At 39.6% G+C, this 15,430-nt stretch carries 15 protein-coding genes; 8 read left to right on the forward strand and 7 right to left on the reverse strand.

The window, feature by feature from the left end:
- Position 1: 1 nt before the first annotated feature.
- Entirely contained in the window at positions 2-559 is a 558-nt protein-coding gene (locus AC1M83_RS01180) for a cytochrome b (RefSeq protein WP_035265864.1), read from the reverse strand.
- Between the two features lie 203 nt (positions 560-762).
- On the opposite strand from AC1M83_RS01180, the gene AC1M83_RS01185 reads away from it, so the two are divergent.
- Both AC1M83_RS01185 and rnhB read left to right on the forward strand, forming a co-directional pair.
- Positions 763-1,143 carry a hypothetical protein gene (locus AC1M83_RS01185; RefSeq protein WP_180027580.1) on the forward strand — a complete coding sequence of 127 codons (381 nt, stop codon included), beginning with the start codon at positions 763-765 and terminating at the stop codon, positions 1,141-1,143.
- Positions 1,144-1,209: 66 nt separating this feature from the next.
- Positions 1,210-1,776, forward strand: coding sequence for a ribonuclease HII (gene rnhB, locus AC1M83_RS01190; protein ID WP_092766112.1), 567 nt, complete (start codon positions 1,210-1,212; stop codon positions 1,774-1,776).
- Positions 1,777-1,842: 66 nt separating this feature from the next.
- Here rnhB and csrA read toward each other — a convergent pair whose 3' ends face one another.
- The 3 genes from csrA to alaS form a co-directional block, all read right to left on the reverse strand.
- Complete coding sequence (gene csrA, locus AC1M83_RS01195; protein WP_035265869.1) at positions 1,843-2,097, reverse strand: carbon storage regulator CsrA; 255 nt, start codon at positions 2,095-2,097, stop codon at positions 1,843-1,845.
- A 244-nt stretch (positions 2,098-2,341) separates the two neighbouring features.
- Positions 2,342-3,622, reverse strand: coding sequence for an aspartate kinase (locus tag AC1M83_RS01200; RefSeq protein ID WP_092766113.1), 1,281 nt, complete (start codon positions 3,620-3,622; stop codon positions 2,342-2,344).
- A gap of 65 nt (positions 3,623-3,687) precedes the next feature.
- Complete coding sequence (gene alaS / locus AC1M83_RS01205) at positions 3,688-6,381, reverse strand: alanine--tRNA ligase (RefSeq protein ID WP_481589779.1); 2,694 nt, start codon at positions 6,379-6,381, stop codon at positions 3,688-3,690.
- 368 nt (positions 6,382-6,749) lie between these two features.
- On the opposite strand from alaS, the gene gap reads away from it, so the two are divergent.
- The 5 genes from gap (at position 6,750) to AC1M83_RS01230 (ending at position 11,890) form a co-directional block, all read left to right on the forward strand.
- A complete protein-coding gene (gene gap / locus AC1M83_RS01210) occupies positions 6,750-7,781 on the forward strand; it encodes a type I glyceraldehyde-3-phosphate dehydrogenase (protein WP_035265873.1) in 1,032 nt (343 codons plus the stop codon).
- A gap of 227 nt (positions 7,782-8,008) precedes the next feature.
- Positions 8,009-9,175, forward strand: a complete 1,167-nt coding sequence (locus tag AC1M83_RS01215; protein ID WP_481589780.1) for an ATP phosphoribosyltransferase regulatory subunit — start codon at positions 8,009-8,011, stop codon at positions 9,173-9,175.
- Between the two features lie 70 nt (positions 9,176-9,245).
- Positions 9,246-10,565: an adenylosuccinate synthase gene (locus AC1M83_RS01220; protein ID WP_035265875.1), complete on the forward strand. Its 1,320-nt coding sequence runs from the start codon at positions 9,246-9,248 to the stop codon at positions 10,563-10,565.
- Between the two features lie 137 nt (positions 10,566-10,702).
- Positions 10,703-11,011, forward strand: a complete 309-nt coding sequence (locus AC1M83_RS01225) for a hypothetical protein (RefSeq protein ID WP_180027584.1) — start codon at positions 10,703-10,705, stop codon at positions 11,009-11,011.
- Between the two features lie 102 nt (positions 11,012-11,113).
- Positions 11,114-11,890 (forward strand): M48 family metallopeptidase, encoded by a 777-nt coding sequence (locus tag AC1M83_RS01230; RefSeq protein WP_035265878.1) that lies wholly within the window; start codon positions 11,114-11,116, stop codon positions 11,888-11,890.
- 117 nt (positions 11,891-12,007) lie between these two features.
- Here AC1M83_RS01230 and AC1M83_RS01235 read toward each other — a convergent pair whose 3' ends face one another.
- Together AC1M83_RS01235 and crp are read right to left on the reverse strand one after the other, a co-directional pair.
- The gene (locus tag AC1M83_RS01235) at positions 12,008-13,057 is read right to left on the reverse strand and encodes an NADP(H)-dependent aldo-keto reductase (RefSeq protein WP_481589781.1); all 1,050 of its coding nucleotides are present in this window, start codon (positions 13,055-13,057) and stop codon (positions 12,008-12,010) included.
- A 159-nt stretch (positions 13,058-13,216) separates the two neighbouring features.
- Complete coding sequence (gene crp, locus AC1M83_RS01240) at positions 13,217-13,930, reverse strand: cAMP-activated global transcriptional regulator CRP (RefSeq protein WP_035265881.1); 714 nt, start codon at positions 13,928-13,930, stop codon at positions 13,217-13,219.
- Between the two features lie 149 nt (positions 13,931-14,079).
- On the opposite strand from crp, the gene AC1M83_RS01245 reads away from it, so the two are divergent.
- Positions 14,080-14,505: an OsmC family protein gene (locus tag AC1M83_RS01245; RefSeq protein ID WP_180027588.1), complete on the forward strand. Its 426-nt coding sequence runs from the start codon at positions 14,080-14,082 to the stop codon at positions 14,503-14,505.
- Between the two features lie 64 nt (positions 14,506-14,569).
- On the opposite strand, the gene AC1M83_RS01250 is transcribed toward AC1M83_RS01245, so the two are convergent.
- Positions 14,570-15,058 (reverse strand): rhodanese-like domain-containing protein, encoded by a 489-nt coding sequence (locus tag AC1M83_RS01250; RefSeq protein WP_035265884.1) that lies wholly within the window; start codon positions 15,056-15,058, stop codon positions 14,570-14,572.
- Positions 15,059-15,430 lie beyond the last annotated feature (372 nt).

Below are 15,430 nucleotides of genomic sequence, written 5' to 3' on the forward strand. Positions count from 1 at the left end.
ATCAATCTTTAGGTTGTTTGGTCATGCTGTCTAAGACATGATCTTTATCTATAAAGTGATGCTTTAATGCCGCAGCAATATGTCCGAGTAAAAGTAAACCTGCAGCCCAAGAAATCCAAATATGAAGTGGTTTTACAATTTCAGTTACTTGAGGATTCTCACCTATTAAAGCGGGTAGATCAAATAAGAATAATACTGGTGCAGGGTAGCCGAGACTCCAACTCCATAAGCAACCCGTAATTGGTAAAGCCAGAAGCATAAAATAAAGTCCAAGATGCCCTAAATGTGCGAGTCTTTTCATGAGGGGAGACATTGTCTCTGGTAACTCGGGTGCAGGATGAGTGTAGCGCCAAAAGATACGAACCACAACCAGAAAAATAATGGTGGTTGCAATATTTTTGTGAAGCGTGATGACGTCACCTTTGAAGCTACCATCTACTTCATAACTTAAAAAATTGCCGCTATAAAAGCCGATCGCCCACGCCGTGATAAAAATAATCGCCATGACCCAATGCAAGACTTGAGCTGTACGTGTGTAATATTTGGATTTATTATTCATGATATAAACTTATGATTGAATTTCGCACATAATAATTTAAGCATAAATTATTTATAAGTATTGAAATGGGACACAGTGTTGAAAATATGCAACGGAATGCGACTTATAACTGAACATATAGTCGGGAAATACAAAAAATCTATTTCTTCATGATGTTACATTAGGCAAAATAGCTCAATTCGTAAGATCATAAGGACAATACTGTGAAAAAATTAATCGCTTTACTCGCACCAATGACATTAGTGCTCGGAGCTTGTGCTACAGGTACAACAGGGACATCATCACCTGCCGCAAATACCACTCAACAGTTAGGTTCGGCTGCACTTAAAATTGCGATCAATGCAAAATGCACAACTGAATTGAACAATATTTCTGCTTGGAAAACTGCAACGAAATTAATGACTGCAGAGCAGAAAGAAAATATCCAAGGTGAAATTTGTGGATGTGTAAGTGAAAAAGCTCCTCAAAGCGTAACTACGGTTGATTTGGCTACAGCAGCGATTGATCCAACAGCACGTGCAACAATCGTCAGCAATATCGTGACTAAAACTATTAATGAATGTGTAGCTGAAGCTGTACGTTAATTTTAAAGATATATGAATAGGCTGATTTTGATCGGCCTATTTTTTTAAGGATAAATTAGGAAAATGATGTTGATTGCTGGTGCTGATGAAGCAGGGCGCGGTCCACTGGTGGGATCGGTCGTTGCGGCTGCTGTAATTTTGGATCCTAACAATCCGATTCTTGGGTTAAATGATTCTAAAAAACTCAGTGAAAAGAAACGTGAAAAATTATTTATAGAGATCAAAGAAAAAGCACTAGCTTGGGCTATCGCTGAAGCGAGTCATCAAGAAATTGATGACCTCAATATATTGAATGCTTCGTTGTTGGCAATGCGTCGTGCCGTTGAACAATTGACTGTGCAACCACAACATGTATTGGTTGATGGTAATAAAATTCCCCAAGGATTGAGTATGAGTTGTGATGCTGTAGTTGGAGGAGATGCATTACATCCAGAAATTTCTGCTGCCAGTATCCTGGCTAAGGTGACACGTGATCATCAAATGTTAGAACTTGATGCTAAATATCCTCAGTTTGGTTTTGCAAAACATAAAGGCTACCCGACCAAAGCTCATTTTGAAGCTATTGCACAGTTTGGCGTGGTTGAAGAGCACAGGCGTAGTTTTGGTCCAGTACGCAAATCATTGGGACTTTAAACAGCTTAAACACCAAAAATTTAAAGCGGCTAAATTTAGCCGCTTTAGTCACAAAATCATTTCTAATCAACGATTGAAATCATTTTGAGTGTAATTCTCTTCTTCGTAAGAAGGTTGGTAATCTTGGTCAAGATGTTGCAAGTGCTCATGCATCGCACGTTCATGCTGAATTCGTTGATAGATTTCTTCACGATGTACAGATACTTCTTTAGGCGCATTCACACCAATTCGCACTTGGTTACCTTTTACACCAAGTACAGTGACACTGACTTGATCCCCAATCATTAATGTTTCACCAACACGACGGGTGAGAATCAGCATGTTTATCTCCTTGCTTAAACGCTAAACCTGCGATAGTTTTTTCAAAAAGTGAAAATAACAACCTCGGCACCACGAAATATTTTAATAGATAAATGTGACGAATTTAACCATTCGCACAGGACTATTGAAATTATCCCATAAACCTCTAGACCTAATATAACAGAGCCACTATAGGAAAAACTATAGTGGCTCTGAATATTTCTTCATCAAGTATGCATTGTTTCTGCTAACTCATGGCAGAAAATTAAGCACGTGCGCTAGACTCACCATGTTCGCGGTCAAGACCAAACGCAGTGTGAAGTGAGCGAACAGCAAGCTCTAAATAATTTTCTTCAATAATAACAGAGATTTTGATTTCAGAAGTTGAAATCATCAGGATATTGATGCCTTCATCAGCAAGTGCTGTAAACATTTTACTTGCAACACCAGCATGAGAGCGCATACCAACACCTACGATAGATACTTTTACAATATCATCACGTGTTGCAACTTCACGAGCGCCGATTGCTTGAGCAGTTTCTTCAAGAATTTTTTTAGCTTTAGCAAGTTCGCCACGATTGACTGTGAATGTGAAGTCAGTTGTACCATCTTCTTCAACGTTTTGGATGATCATATCCACTTCGATATTAGCATCACCAATCGGTTTTAGAATTTTAGATGCAATACCAGGAAGATCAGGCACACCTAAGATAGTTAATTTAGCTTCGTCACGGTTAAATGCGATACCAGAGATAATTGGCTGTTCCATGTTGTCTTCCAATTCAGTAGTGATAAGTGTTCCGACGTTGTTTTTAAATTCTTCGTCAAATGCGCCATCATTTTCATTGTCGAAGCTAGAGAGTACGCGTAAAGGGACTTGATATTTACCCGCGAACTCAACAGAACGGATCTGTAAAACTTTAGAACCAAGAGAAGCCATTTCGAGCATTTCTTCAAAAGAAATACGATCAACTTTTTTCGCTTTTGGTGCAACACGTGGATCTGTTGTATATACACCATCCACATCTGTATAAATTTGGCATTCATCCGCTTTGAGTGCAGCTGCTAATGCAACACCAGAAGTATCAGAACCACCACGACCCAAAGTTGTTGTGTTTCCATTAGCATCAAAACCTTGGAAACCTGCAACAACGATGACACGACCAGCATCTAATTGTTCAGTCATGACATCTGTATCAATTGATTCAATACGTGCTTTTGTGAATGAGCTGTCAGTTTTAATACCAACTTGGCGTCCAGTCAAAGATTTCGCTTCCACACCGATAGAGTTCAGTGCCATTGCTAACATTGAAATCGTTACCTGTTCACCCGTTGAAACCATTTGGTCTAATTCTCGTGGGTCAGGGGTGTCGGTAATGGCTTTCGCTAAAGCGAGTAGGCGATTAGTTTCACCACTCATTGCTGATACAACAACCACAACCTTGTGGCCGTGATCATGCCAACGCTTTACACGACGAGCAACATTTAAAATGCGCTCAGGAGTACCCATTGAAGTACCGCCATATTTTTGAACGATTAATGCCATAGTTGTTCCATATAAACCATGACCTTGAAGAGTTGTTCAAGGTCAGTTACACAAAAGGTGAAGTTTTATTTTGCAGCTAGCCAAGCAGTTAATTCTGCCATGACAGAAGCAAACTTCTCGTTAAGTGGCGCGCCACCTTGTGCCAAATCAGGCTTACCACCACCTTTACCACCTAGCTCAGTTGCTAAGTGTTTGATGATGTCACCTGCTTTTATAGAAGCTGTGAAGTCTTTAGCTACAGATGCGATCAAGCTCACCTTGTCACCCTCTACACCTGCAAGGACAATCACAGCATTTTCTAATTTTGATTTCACACCGTCGTGTAGATTGCGAAGTGATTTCGCATCCATACCTTGAACAGTCGTGATTAACGTTTTGCGACCTGCAATTTCCTTAACTTGGCTAAGTAGTTCACCCGCCTGTAAATGTGCAAGTTTTTGATTCAATTGATCGATTTGCTTTTGTAAGCTTGATGCTGTGTCCGCTAAGGCTTCAACTTTCTCAATCGTTTGATCTTTTTGTGCTTTCAATAAGCCATTAATCGTGTTGATGTCTCGATCAGCTTTTTGAGCCACCTCAATTGCTTTCGAACCTGTAACTGCTTCAATACGACGTACACCTGCAGCAACACCGCCTTCAGAAGTGATTTTGAACAGACCAATGTCACCTGTACGTTTTACGTGAATGCCGCCACAAAGTTCGATCGAGAAGTTTTTCTCTTCAATGACTGAACCCATAGAAAGTACGCGAACTTCTTCGCCATATTTCTCACCAAACAACATCATCGCGCCTTTAGCTTTTGCAGATTCGATGTCAAGGAGTTCGGTTGTTACAGGCGTATTGGCAATCACTTCAGCATTTACCAGACGTTCAATTTCTTGAATCTGTTCAAATGTCACGGGTTGATCATTGGCAAAGTCGAAACGTAACACGTCAGAAGCAACCAATGAACCTTTTTGTTGAACATGTGAACCCAAGATTTGACGAAGTGCAGCATGTAGAAGGTGAGTCGCAGAGTGGTTACGTGCTGTTGCTGCACGGATGTCTGCTTTAACTGTTGCTTCTACATTTTGAGTAACTTTAAAGTTACCCATGGTCACGATACCTTGGTGAACGAACGCACCACCAGATTTTTTCGTGTCTTGAACTTCGAAAATACCTGTATCGTTTTTAAAGATACCTGTATCACCGATTTGACCACCGCTTTCTGCATAGAAAGGTGTTTGGTTTAGAACGATTAAAGCTTCATCACCTTCAACGACTTCATCAACTTGTTCGCCATCTTTATAGATTGCGATGATTTGACCCTCACCAGCAGTTGCATCGTAGCCGTCAAACTGAGTTTCGCCTTCAACTTTTACAACGCTGTTGTAGTCGATTGCGAATTTACCCGCATCACGTGCACGTTGACGTTGAGCAGCCATTTCTTTTTCAAAACCAGCTTCGTCAATGGTTAAATCACGTTCACGTGCGATATCCGCTGTAAGGTCAGTTGGGAAGCCGTACGTGTCGTAAAGTTTGAAGACCACTTCGCCTGGAATTACAGAACCTTTTAAGTTCGCAAGTTCACCTTCAAGCAATTTCAAACCTTGTTCTAAGGTTTTAGCAAATTGCTCTTCTTCCTTTAAAAGTTGAGCTTCAATACGCGCTTGTTGTGCTTCAAGTTCAGGATAGGCAGCGCCCATCACCTCAATTAAAGGCTTTAACATTTTGTGGAAGAATGAACCTGTCGCACCCAATTTGTTACCGTGACGTACTGCACGACGGATGATACGACGTAGTACATAACCACGGCCTTCGTTTGAAGGGTTTACACCATCAGCAATCAAGAATGAACATGAACGTGCATGATCTGCAACTACTTTTAAAGACGCAGGGTATTCAACTGGTTTGCCTTCAGCTTGTGCTTTCGCTTCAAGTTCAGCAGTATCTAAACCAATAATTTCAGCTGCAGCTTTAAGCAAATGTTGGAATAGGTCGATTTCGTAGTTTGAGTTTACGTGTTGTAAAACAGCAGAAATACGCTCTAAGCCCATACCTGTATCAACGGAAGGTGCTGGAAGAGGGTGAAGTACGCCATCAGCAGTACGGTTAAACTGCATGAATACGTTGTTCCAAATTTCGATGAAACGGTCGCCATCTTCTTCTGGTGTACCTGGTAAACCACCCCAAATGTGATCGCCATGGTCAAAGAAGATTTCAGAGCATGGACCACAAGGACCTGTGTCACCCATTGCCCAGAAGTTATCTGAAGCGTATTGACCGCCTTTGTTGTCGCCAATACGAATAATGCGAGACTCATCTAGACCGATTTCTTTGTTCCAGATGTCGAATGCTTCATCATCAGTGTGATAAACCGTTGCATATAATTTGTCTTTAGGTAGGCCTAACCATTTTTCATTGGTTAAGAAATCCCAAGCGAATTTAATCGCGTCACGTTTAAAGTAATCTCCGAAAGAGAAGTTACCTAACATTTCAAAAAACGTATGGTGACGAGCTGTGTAGCCCACGTTATCTAAGTCGTTATGTTTACCGCCAGCACGAACACATTTTTGTGATGACACTGCACGTACATAATCTCGTTTTTCTAGGCCTAAGAAGCAATCTTTGAACTGGTTCATACCAGCATTTGTAAAGAGCAAAGTTGGGTCATTGGCAGGAACTAGAGAACTCGACGCGACACGTGTGTGGCCTTGCGATTCAAAGTAACGCAAAAATGCTTCACGAATTTCAGCTGATGTCATAAAACGAGTACTCACAACCAAGTCACTCCATTAATTCTGTATTGGCAAATAATATGTCTGGGAAATAAAGTGCGAATTCACAATAAAATTCACCCCAGCATACCGGGCTAAAAGTTTAAAAACGCCAAATTATAACGGAATTTGCCACCTGTACCAATGATTTTAAAGTGTTTTAATGACAATTCTCTTTAATTCTGGTTTTAGGTGGAATTTTAAGCATTAACGTTGTTGAGACGATTCTTAAATGCTCAAGCTGTGTATCTCGTACGAAGATCAATCAAAAATATTGAGTAGTCATAAGACCATTATTTATTACTGTATAGTTTAGAAATACTTTAACATAGAGCTTTCAAGAACTTGTATTAAAGAGTTGAAGGTTACATATGCAACGTATCGCAATTAACGGATTTGGACGAATCGGGCGAAATGTTTTAAGAGCTTGGTTTGAAAATCCAAAGCAATTCAATTTTGAAATCGTTGCGATTAATGATGTGGCTGATGTAGAAACTTTAATTCATTTATTTAAATATGACACCACACATGGAAGATTTCATGGGGAAGTGGAGTTGAGTTATGTGGCAGAGCAAGTATTTCTCAATATTTATGCCTATCAAAAAAAATTATCTATTGAAGTTCACTGTCAAACAGAACCAGATCAACTACCATGGAAGCGTTTAAACGTTGATGTTGTTTTAGAGTGTACTGGTTTATTTAGATCTCGAGCAGAAGCGACACGCCATCTCAATGCTGGCGCTCAACGCGTGATAATTGGGGCTGCACCTTTTGATACGGTTGATGCTGCAATCGTCTACGGGGTAAATCATAAAGAGGTTAAAACTACGGATCAGATTATTTCGAGTGTTTCATGTACGACACAAGCATTGGTTCCTCTGGTCAAAATTATTGACGATGCCTTTGGCATAGAAAGTGCGTTAATGACAGAAATTCATGCTGTTACAGCGGATCAATCCGTTTTAGATCACGTTCACCGCGATTTACGTCGTGCGAGGGCGTCTGGGCAAAACATTATTCCAACGACTTCATCTGCTCTAGGTGCAATCAAACGTGTCATGCCAAAAATGGAAGGGCGAATAGACGGTTACTCAATTCGTGTTCCTACCATTAATGTGGCAGCTATTGATTTGACATTTATAGCGCAACAGCCAATTACAGACCATCAGTTAAATGAAGCGTTAATTTCAGCAGCACGAGAGCAATTTTCGGAAATTATGTCGGTAACAGATGAGCCTTTAGTATCATCTGACTTTAATCATTCTCCATTTTCACTCATTGTAGATTTAACTCAAACCATGGTGGTCGGGAAGCAAGCTAAAGTCTATGCTTGGTATGATAATGAATGGGGATATACCAATCGTTTACTGGATTTATGTCATTCATTTCCAGATCAGTCATGAAACTGAAATGCTGTGTCTTTTATAAAGGCTTATGTCTATAACATAGATCAACTGCTAGTGCGTTCAGAATTACCAATCGAAGCTTATGAATAATCTAAAATTCCGATTTAATTATTTAAAAGTCTGATGCACATGGGGGTTGATCGTGATAGACTAGGAGAAATCGGGTGTGTTCCCGATTTTTTTATGCGGATTTGTTCCGCGCTGACAGAATTTAGGTTTACAACATGCCCATTTCAGAGACATGGTTATTACCTGATGGTGTAGCTGATGTATTACCAGAGCAAGCGCAAGTTATTGAAACTTTGCGTCGTACCGCGTTAGATTTCCTCGCAGCTCGAGGTTATCAATTGGTGTACACGCCATTTATTGAATACATCGAATCTCTATCTTCTCTTTCAGAATCGAATCAAGATTTAGACTTAGCCACATTTAAAGTAATCGATCAACTTTCAGGTCGTTTACTTGGTGTGCGTGCAGATATGACGCCTCAGGTGGCGCGTATTGATGCACACGTGTATCCAGTTGAAGGTGTTGCACGCTATTGCTACGCTGGAACGGTACTTCATACCAAACCACAAGGTTTCAATACCACACGTGCGCCTTTACAGCTCGGTGCTGAGTTGTTTGGTTCAGACAGTATCGATGCTGACGTCGAAATGATCGATGTCATGTTGGAATTATTAAAAAATACAGGTGTAACTGAGGCGATCCATTTAGATATTGGACACGTTGGTCTATTCTGTAGCTTAGTTAAACATGCAGGATTGAACAAAGCTACAGAGTCGCATCTATCTGATTTATATCAGCGTAAAGCATTACCAGAGCTTGCTGAATATACGCAACAACTTAAATTCGGCTCTGATTTTTATGCGCTTGGTCGTTATGCAAGTGATTTAGTCGCTTTAAAATCACATTTAAGCCAAGAAATCTTAGAAGATTCGGCATTCCAAGAAGCATTTAATGCAGTTCAAAGCACACAAGATGCGATTCAGCAACGTTGGCCAAATCTGCATATTGGTATCGATGTAGTAGAGCTTCGTTCATATCACTATCACACTGGCTTAATGTATGCAGTGTATGCACCAAATCGTGCTGCGCCATTAGCTCAAGGTGGACGTTATGATGGTATTGGTGAGCATTTTGGTCGTGCACGTCCAGCAACTGGCTTTTCATGTGACTTATACGCTTTAAGCGCTGGTCAATTTAAAGCATTGGAAGTGATCGTTGCACCTAAGGGCAATAATGCTGACCTAGTCAAAGCAATTCAAGGATTACGTGATCAAGGCAAAAGCGTTGTGCAGTTGCTTGGTCAAGATGAGTTGAATTCAGTACCTAACGCGACTCACCAGTTGGTGAATCAAGCGGGTGAGTGGAAACTCGAACAGATTTAATCACCTGATTTGAATACTAAATTTCAAATCATGTTCTTCAATTTTAACAGCATGATGCAATGAGGCTATTATGGGCAAGAATGTTGTGGTACTTGGTACCCAATGGGGCGACGAAGGTAAAGGTAAAATCGTTGACCTGCTCACAGATCAAGCGGCTGCAGTTGTTCGCTATCAAGGTGGACACAATGCAGGTCATACTCTCGTCGTAGGTGGTAAGAAAACTGTTTTACACCTCATTCCATCTGGTATTTTACGTGAAAACGTACTTTGCTTAATTGGTAACGGTGTAGTGCTTTCTCCTGAAGCGTTAATCAAAGAGATGACGATTCTTGAAGAGCAAGGTGTGCCAGTTAAAGAACGTTTACGTATTTCTCCAAACTGTCCATTAATTTTGCCAAACCATATTGCATTAGACCAAGCACGTGAGAAAAAACGTGGGAATGCCAAGATTGGTACAACAGGTCGTGGTATTGGTCCAGCGTATGAGGATAAAGTTGCACGTCGTGCGGTTCGTGTCGCTGATTTAGTGCGTGGTGGTGATCATCTTAAAGCATTGCTTGAAGAGTTACTTGAATACCATAACTTCCAATTAACACAATTCTACGGTGTAGAAGCGGTTAAGCTTGAAGACGTGCTTGCGTTATGTGATCAATGGCGTGAAGTTGTTGCTCCACTGGTTGTTGATGTTACTGGCGAATTGCATAAATATCGTAAGAATGGTGACAACATCATGTTTGAAGGTGCTCAAGGCTCACTTCTTGATGTTGACCATGGTACTTATCCATACGTAACATCTTCAAATACGACTGCTGGTGGTGTGAGTTCTGGTTCTGGTCTTGGTCCATTACACCTTGACTATGTATTGGGTATTACCAAAGCTTATACAACTCGCGTAGGTGCAGGTCCATTCCCAACTGAGTTGGTTTATGATGCTGCAAACGATGTTGGTGATGCAATTGGTAAGCACCTTGGTACTGTAGGTTCAGAATTTGGCGCATCTACTGGTCGCCAACGTCGCTGTGGTTGGTTCGATGCTGAAATCCTTCGTCGTTCAGTAGAAGTAAACTCACTTTCGGGTATTTGCTTGACTAAACTTGACGTTCTTGATGGTTTAGAAGAAATCAAAATCTGTGTAGGTTATGAAGCTGCAGATTCGGGCTGCGTAGGTTCTTCTGATGCACTTGCATTTGAAACTTTAAAACCAATTTACGAAACAATGCCTGGTTGGACTGAGTCTACTTTTGGTGCTAAATCTTTAGACCAATTGCCAGAAGCAGCAATCAACTATATTAAGCGACTTGAACAGTTAATCGAATGTCCAATCGACATCGTATCAACTGGTCCAGACCGTGATGAAACGATTATTCTTCGTCACCCGTTTGAAGCTTAATTAAAAGTTTTAAAAAAGCCCTGTGATATCACAGGGCTTTTTTTGATCTAAACAACGACCAAAGTTGTATAAAAATTGGCTGTGCTGAATCTTAGAGATTGTTAAAATCGAATGTATAAAATAATAGAGTGTGCAGGATGCATAAAAATATTTCTGGAACAATGTTTTATTCGTTGTTATTTGCAATGGGGGGGGCACCCACGATTGCGATGATGATAATTCGATCTCAAACAGTAGCCGAAGATGTAGTCTACCAAGTCTTTATTGGGCTGTCGATTATGATCGCTTGCATATTGGTCCCTATTATTTTAATTCAGAACACCTATTTATTTTTTAAACGTAAAGATGAGAAGCTTGAAACTCGTTTAAAACCGTGGAGTCAAACCTATCTCGTGCTTAATATTTTTTGTTTGGTCTTTTGGATCAGCTATCAATTTGTTTACTAAATTACATAACAAATAAAAAAGTGAAGAAAAATGAGATATTAAGCTTAGTTGAGTTTGTCTATAATTATGAACAAGTACTTTCAAGTAGATTGGAACATTATAATGAAGAACAAATTATTGCTCGGTCTTACAGCGTCTGCGGTAATCTCGATTTCAGGGTGTACAACATTTGCGGATATGGCGGGTGCGGACTCAGCGACATTAAATGCAGCTGCTGCACAAAGTTACTCGCAAGCCATTGATACAGCTCGCAGCAAGGGCTTATTGGACACAAGCTCAAATACCTATAAGCGTATTACGAATGTATACAATCGTTTGCGTCCATATGCTGATCAAATGAATCAAACGGGTCAGCCATTCCAATGGCAGGTATCTGTAATTAAATCAAGTGAATTAAATGCTTCTGTCATGCCGGGTGGTAAAGTTGTTTTTTATACAGGTATTGTGGAACGTTTAAATTTAACAGATGCTGAAATTGCGGCCATCATGGGACATGAAATGATCCATGCTTTGGAAGAGCATGCAAAAAGTAAATTGGGTGCTCAAGCTTTAACTGACTTGGCTTTAGGTGTTGGTTTAAGTGCAGCTGGGGTAGGTCAAGGTGGCGCAGCAGTTGCACAAATTGGTTCTCAACTGGGTGTAGGGTTGCCTTATTCACGTAACTTGGAGAGCCGTGCTGATCAGGGTGGATTAATGTTAATGGCTCGAGCTGGTTATAACCCACAAGCAGCGATTACATTATGGGAGAAAATGGCTAAAGCAAGTAATGGTGGCAATGCATCTTTCTTATCAACACACCCTTCAAATGCTCAACGAATTGAGGCGATGCGTAAAAACTTACCTGCAGCTCAAGCGATTTATAACCAAAGTCGCCGTTAAAAGAATAAAGCTAAAAAAGGATGCGTTAGCATCCTTTTTTTTATATTCACCACTTAGTAAATTGTTATCACAGTATGGCTTTGATTCAAATGTATTGAAATCGAATTTATTAGACACTTAAGGTGCTGGATTTGGCTGTTGTTTATGGATGATCTCAATTTCCTGAAGTATTTCTGCTGACAATGACACATTAAAAGCATCAATATTTTCTTTGAGTTGATTTAAATCGGTTGCACCAATGATTGTGCTGGTCACGAAGAACTGCTGCTTAATGAAAGCTAACGCCAATTGCGTTAATGTCAGTCCATGTTTTTCTGCTAAGAGGGCGTATTGTTCAGTTGCCCATTCACTTTCAGGACTACTATAACGCACAAATCTAGAGTATAAGGTGACTCTGGCATTTGCAGGTCTCGCACCATGTCTAAATTTTCCTGTTAAATAGCCAAAAGCGAGCGGTGAATAGGCCAGTAAACCGATGCCTTCAAATTTAGCAATCTCCGACATGCCGATTTCATAGGTACGATTTAATAAGTTATAGGGGTTTTGTACAGAAACAAATTTAGACAGCCCTAACTTTTCAGCTAAATGTAGAAATTTCATGGTTCCCCATGGTGTCTCATTGGAGAGTCCGATATAACGAATTCTACCTCTATTAATTTCCGCTTGAAGGGCAGATAAGGTTTCCTCGAGTGGTGTGATATCTAGTGTACTGTGAGCATGGTGATTGGTATAACCCAATTGACCAAACATATTGGTTGGGCGTTGAGGCCAATGCAGCTGATAAAGATCAATATAGTCAGTTTTTAAGCGTCTAAGATTTGAGTCTAAGGCTGAGCTGATGTCGCTGGCAGTATAGCGAGTTGTGCCGCCTCTAATATTGCTACCACCTTGGCCTGGACCTGCAATTTTTGAAGCAAGAAAAAGTTGATCACGTTGGCCGCGCTGCTGAATCCAATTGCCGATAATTTCTTCCGTCGCGCCTTGAGTTTCGACTTTAGGTGGTACTGGGTACATCTCTGCAGTATCCCAAAAATTTAACCCCCGCTCGAGTGCATATTCCAGTTGTTGGAAAGCCTCGGACTGGCTATTTTGCTCACCAAAGGTCATTGTTCCTAAACAAATTTCGGGAACGTGTATATCTGTTTGCCCAAGTCGATTAAATTTCATGCTCAACATCCTTGCTGTATTTTTTAAGTTGATATATTTAAATCATACCTAATCTAAGATTCAAAACGTATGTAAAATAAATTCGAAAGTTTTCAGAAAAAAGGCAATAAAAAAGCAAATCGTCAGATTTGCTTTTTTGAATGTAGATCAGATTAAAATTTATTCATCATCATTGTTGTCAAAGTCTTCTTCAACAGAATTTACTGCTTCTAATGATGAATCAAAAATTAAGATAGCTTTACCATCAGTTTCAATCATGCCTTGTTCTTCAAGTGTTTTAAGAACACGACCAACCATTTCACGTGAACAACCTACAATACGACCAATTTCTTGACGAGTAATACGAATTTGGCGTCCATTTGGAAGAATCATTGCTTCAGGTTGAGCTGACAAGTCGATTAAACAACGTGCAATACGACCCGATACATCAATAAATGCTAGGTCAGTTACTTTTCGAGTTGTATTTTTTAAGCGACGAACGAGCTGTGCGAACACCGCATAGCTAAGATCTGGATACTGCTTACTTACTTCATGGAAGTTAGCATATGAAATTTCAGCAATCTCACATACATCACGTGTACGTACTTCTGCAGTACGCTGAGGATTACTTTCAAATAATCCCATCTCTCCAAAAAAGTCCCCTGGGTTTAAATAGGCTACCACAATTTCACGTTCATCATCTTCACGTAAAATAATTGAAACCGACCCTTTTAAAATTAGATACAGAGATTTCGACTCTGAGCCCGCATCAATAATTGAAGTTCGTTTTGGAAATCTATTGATGTGCGCACGCTTGAGCAAAGCTTTGACAGATTCAGGTAATTGACCTGGCGACAAAGCATCTGTACTAAGTTGTGAAAAATTAGAAGTCATGCTTTTTAAATTCCGATTTGGATAGTAACTAGATCTTTAGACCTAAATAAACTTGCCACGTGAAGCATAAGAGGTGAAATTCCTTATCAGCTCAATATATGCTAGTGTACAGTCCTAAGTAAATTTATAGTTTTTTTTAGGTAGTTGCAATGCATACTAGCGTACATTGGTTAGAGAATGTTGCTTTTGAAGCAAAATCTGAAAGCGGTCACCAAATTATCATGGATGGTGCTGAAGCTTACGGTGGTGAAAACCGTGGTCCACGTCCGATGGAACTTATATTAATGGGGCTTGGTGGGTGTGCTTCGTTTGATATTGTGACCATATTAAAAAAATCTAGACAAGATGTGATGGGTGTTCAATGTCAGTTGAAAGCCGAGAGGGCAGACACAATTCCTGCGGTTTTCACGAAGATACATTTGCATTTTGTGGTTACAGGAAAAGCAGTTAAAGAAAAGCAAGTTGCTAAAGCGGTTGAGCTATCTGCAGAAAAATATTGCTCAGCAAGTAAAATGCTTTCAGATGGCGGTGTTGAAATTACACATGATTTTGAAATCATTGAAGCCGAAGCTTGATTTTATCGAGTTGAAAAAAGCAACCTTAAGGTTGCTTTTTTTATGTAAGTTGAGCGAATCAATTTTACTCTTGTACCCATGGCAGATTGTGAAATCGCCAGCCATTGTAAGTACCACGATGTGAGTTAGGGTCTAAATCACCTTCAAAACCTTGATCGATATTGTATACGTTCGTGAAACCAGCGTTATACGCCACACTCGCTGCTGCTGCAGAGCGCTTTCCACTACGGCACATGAGCAAAATGATGTCATATGCATTAACAAAAGATTGTAACTTCTCTAAAAACTCTGGGTTACGTTCAAGTGAGATGCCTGTCAGCCAAGGAATATGTTCTGAATGTTCGACATAACCTACAAATTTTCGCTCTTCATGTGTTCTGACATCAATAATGATCGCTTGCTGGGATTGAAATAAAAGCCACGCATCTTGGGGTTTTAAAGAGCCTGCAAAGAGGAGTGTATGATCTTCTACATTTTTTTTTGCTTCAGATAAAATAAATTTAATTTTATCTTGATGGACTTTATTTTCTGAGAGATTTATAAAATGATTCATGTAAGTATGCCTGAATGATTAAATCATCCGTTTATGGAAAACGGTGATTATTATAAGTTTTATCTATATTCTTTAAATAAATATAAAATTAATTGTTTATCTTATAAATTCATATTGAATGATTTTGCACAACATGTACCGATTAAGTCGATATAAGTTCGTCGTACTCCTATGTGATGATTTGAGAACAATAATGACCGTTTACTGAGAATATATTTTCTTTGTCATATCTAGTGAATATTAGATAAATATCATAATCACCATGAAAAAATTGTGAAGTGGTATTGAAAAATGTATGAGCAGCACAAATATTATAATTATAATCTATCTTTATTTTTTAAATAATTGAAATATAAGAAAATAATTAAAAAA

The organism is Acinetobacter sp. 25-47-130 (genome assembly GCF_056779705.1).